At 47.4% G+C, this 2,887-nt stretch carries 4 protein-coding genes; 3 read left to right on the top strand and 1 reads right to left on the bottom strand.

Going from position 1 to position 2,887, the window contains the following annotated elements:
• Nucleotides 1-205, bottom strand: a 205-nt coding sequence (locus ABNS04_RS12365) for a hypothetical protein (RefSeq protein ID WP_348671594.1), incomplete at its 3' end; no start/stop codon positions are given.
• Nucleotides 206-344: 139 nt separating this feature from the next.
• Between ABNS04_RS12365 and ABNS04_RS12370 the strand changes: the two genes are divergently transcribed.
• From ABNS04_RS12370 to ABNS04_RS12380, 3 genes are all read left to right on the top strand, one after another.
• A complete protein-coding gene (locus ABNS04_RS12370) occupies nt 345-1,583 on the top strand; it encodes an acyl-CoA dehydrogenase family protein (protein ID WP_348671595.1) in 1,239 nt (412 codons plus the stop codon).
• Nucleotides 1,573-2,655, top strand: a complete 1,083-nt coding sequence (locus ABNS04_RS12375) for a phosphotransferase family protein (protein ID WP_348671597.1) — start codon at nt 1,573-1,575, stop codon at nt 2,653-2,655. The genes ABNS04_RS12370 and ABNS04_RS12375 overlap by 11 nt, the downstream gene beginning before the upstream one ends.
• A gap of 13 nt (nt 2,656-2,668) precedes the next feature.
• A partial coding sequence (locus ABNS04_RS12380) for an SDR family NAD(P)-dependent oxidoreductase (RefSeq protein ID WP_348671598.1) occupies nt 2,669-2,887 on the top strand: 219 nt, incomplete at its 3' end.

Genomic DNA, 2,887 nt, shown 5'->3' on the forward strand with positions numbered 1-2,887 from the left:
TTTCTTGTTGAGCAAATCCAGCGGCAGGTGCATAAAAATAATCCAGGTTACCGACCTTACGGGGCTGCAGGTGAAAGATTTCTAGAGCTGATTGTTCATCAGTAAAGTTTAGATTCATTCCATGGGGGTGAGCTACTTGGTCAGCAACGAGGGCTGTACAGCCTGTTAACTGCAAAAGAAGAAAAGTGACTATTATTATGCGCATAGATTAATTTTTCTATTTTGTTTTTAACCGTAATGGAAATTGGACTCCATTACAAGCAGAGTAATCGGCTTAAACTGGTTGTACCAGAAAATCATTCATGCCTACAATGCGGTTATTAGGTATTTAAAGGAAACGTAGAATGGACTTTTCACTTTCAGATAAAAGTTGTGATTATTTGTCACGCGTACAAGAATTTATCGAACAGCATATCGTCCCTTATGAGTCTGATTATCGTAAAGAAAACCAACGTCTTAATGCCGGCCCGCACTGGCGTGAATGGCAGGTGCCACCGCATGTGGCAGAACTAAAAGCCATGGCTAAGAAGGCGGGGTTATGGAACCTGTTTTTGCCCGACGCTGAGCTTGGGCAGGGACTAACAACTCTTGAGTACGCGCCTATTGCCGAGTGTATGGGGCACAGTTTGTTGGCGCCGGAAATCTTTAATTGTAATGCACCTGATACCGGCAATATGGAGGTGCTGTATCACTTTGGGAGTGCCTCGCAAAAGACGCAATGGCTTGAGCCTCTGCTCGCAGGGGATATTCGTTCGGTCTTTTGTATGACAGAGCCCGATGTGGCGTCATCTGATGCAACCAACATGCAAACCACGATTACCGCTGACGGCGATGAGTGGGTGATAAACGGACGTAAATGGTGGAGCACAGGGCTTGGGCATCCCGACGCTCAATTTGCCATCGTGATGGGTTTGACGGACGCGGATGCTGATAAGCATAGCCGTCATTCGATGGTGATTGTGCCTTTAAATACACCCGGCGTATATATTGAGCGCATGCTCCCTGCGCTAGGCGAATACGATGCGCCTTATGGTCATGGCGAAGTGGTATTTGATGATGTGCGCGTACCTAAGGACAATATCATCGTAGGACCGGGTGCAGGTTTTAAAATAGCGCAAGGACGTTTAGGTCCAGGCCGTATTCATCATTGCATGCGCGCCATCGGTGCTGCTGAACGGACGCTCGATATGTTTATTGAGCGCGGTACATCGCGAATTGCGTTTGGGCAGCCTTTATTAAAGTTGGGTGGCAATACAGAACGTCTCGCAGATTTACGGGTTGCCATTGATCAAGCGCGTTTACTCACCCTTCATGCAGCATGGCAAATTGATAAGGTGGGTGCAATGCAGGCGATTAAAGCGATTTCGTCTATTAAATTGGTTGCGCCGCAAGTACTGCAACGTGTGGTGGATGAAACCATGCAGCTGTATGGTGGCGCCGCGATGTGTCATGATACGCCTTTACCCGATTTATTAGCGGTCGCTAAATCATTGCGTATTGCCGACGGCCCTGACGCAGTGCATCGTGCAACCATTGCTAAAACTGAAGTAAGAGCATGGCAGGAGCGAATGAATGAGCGTTGATGCAAATAGCGTACTTGACCAGTCTTCTCCGGTTAGAACGGAAGAGTCATTACCCATTGAGTCACTTGATGCGTGGCTAAAAGCCGAACTACCTGAGGTGGTCAGTGAGTCTTCGGGCGATTTAGCTATTACTCAGTATACCGGTGGGGCATCAAATTGGACTTATCGACTCGACTACCGAGATATTACTCTTGTTTTGCGCCGTCCACCCGATGGTACTAAGGCGAAGTCGGCGCACGACATGGGGCGCGAGTATCGTTTTCAAAAAGCGCTTAAGCCGTATTTTCCAGAGGTGCCAGAGGTGCTTGCACACTGCAAGGATGAGTCGGTTATCGGTGCTGAATTTTATGTGATGCGTCATATAGAGGGAATTATTCCGCGTCGTCACTTTCCCCGCCAACTGGAGTTAAGTGAAACACAAGCGCGGCAACTCTGTTTAAACGCGATTGACCGCCTTGTCGCGTTACATAATGTAGATATCAATGCATCGGGTCTAAGACGGTTAGCGAAAGGCAAGGGCTATACCCAGCGCCAAGTAGAAGGGTGGTGCAATCGATTTGAGCGGGCGAAAACATGGAACGTATTTGGCGCTAAAAGCATCATGCGCTGGATTCGAGAAAACCAACCGAGCGGAGAGACCATTTGCATGACGCACAATGATTTTCGTTTGGATAACTTAGTATTGGATGCTGATAACCCGACTCACATCATTGGTATCCTTGATTGGGAGCTCGCGACACTCGGTAACCCTCTGATGGATCTCGGTAATGCATTGGCGTATTGGATTCAGTCCGACGACGATAAAATAGCCCGAGCGACGAAGCGTCAGCCGAGTGATTATCCCGGTATGTTAAGTCGAAAGGAAATCATTGCCTATTATTGCGAGCAGACGGGCGTAGCGGTGGCTGATTTTAAATTCTATGAGGTGTTTGGCTTATTCCGCCTCGCCGTAATTGCTCAGCAGATTTATTATCGTTACCACCACAAACAAACGAATAATCCGGCGTTTAAAAACTTCTGGTTTTTGGTCAACTATTTGTTATGGCGTTGCCGTCGCAAAATAAAACAATAAATGGACGTGTACTATGCAAGAACAACAAACCGTATTAATTACTGGAGCGAGCTCGGGGCTTGGCGAGGGTATGGCGAAAGAGTTTGCCAGCAAGGGATACCACTTATGTCTGTGTGCTCGGCGAATTGAACGTTTAGAAGCATTGAAAAGTGAAATCGAGCAAGCTTACCCAAAGGTTAACGTATACATTGCAGCGCTTGATGTGAACCAACATGACGATGTATTTGACGTG

This window comes from uncultured Idiomarina sp., assembly GCF_964010655.1.
Taxonomy (GTDB): domain Bacteria; phylum Pseudomonadota; class Gammaproteobacteria; order Enterobacterales; family Alteromonadaceae; genus Idiomarina; species Idiomarina baltica.

Excerpts from the sequence above, each read along its gene's own strand:
- ABNS04_RS12370 (WP_348671595.1), top strand. The coding sequence starts at position 345 with ATGGACTTTTCACTTTCAGATAAAAGTTGTGATTATTTGTCACGCGTA.
- ABNS04_RS12375 (WP_348671597.1), top strand. The coding sequence starts at position 1,573 with ATGAGCGTTGATGCAAATAGCGTACTTGACCAGTCTTCTCCGGTTAGA.